The sequence below is a fragment of the Paenibacillus sp. 01T422 genome, assembly GCF_056398785.1.
The window spans coordinates 1-704 of the sequence record NZ_JBFTQB010001492.1 but is presented as its reverse complement, the minus strand read 5'-3'; the positions used below and the strand labels follow the sequence as shown (position 1 = coordinate 704).

At 50.1% G+C, this 704-nt stretch carries 1 protein-coding gene; it reads left to right on the top strand.

Annotated elements, in window-relative coordinates:
- A partial coding sequence (gene map, locus AC1DUA_RS39770; protein WP_477504897.1) for a type I methionyl aminopeptidase occupies window positions 1-704 on the top strand: 704 nt, incomplete at its 5' end.

Here is a 704-nt window from a genome sequence, read left to right as displayed (position 1 = left end):
GAGCTGGACGCATTCTAGCTGATTGTCATAAAGAAATTGCCACAATGATTCGCCCTGGCATCACCTCCTGGGAAATCGACCAATTCGTAGAGGGCTTTTTGGCAAAACACGGCGCAACACCGGAACAAAAGGGCTATCACGGATACCCTTACGCCACTTGCGCATCTGTTAACGACGTTATCTGCCACGGCTTCCCGAAGAAAGAGGCCTTGAATGACGGCGATATCGTAACCATCGATATGGTTGTACGGATTGATGGTTGGTTGGCGGATTCCGCTTGGTCCTATGCCGTTGGGAACATCTCTCCTATTGCCGAGAAATTGCTTAAAGTAACCAAGGAATCTCTGTACAAAGGCATTGAGCAAGCAATTCCAGGCAACCGCATTGGCGATGTTGCACATGCGATCCAAGTGTACGCAGAGTCACATGGCTTCTCCGTCGTCAGAGACTTTATCGGACACGGAATCGGCGCCGAAATGCATGAAGAACCGCAGGTCCCGCATTACGGACCCGCAGGCAAAGGGCCGCGCATTAAAGAAGGCATGGTGTTCACCATTGAACCGATGCTCAATGTCGGCAAATATCATGCCAAGGTAGATAGCGACGGGTGGACAGCAAGAACCTACGACGGCAGTCTATCTGCACAATATGAACACACGATTGCAATTACGAGCCAAGGACCGGTTATTTTGACGGAACAATAA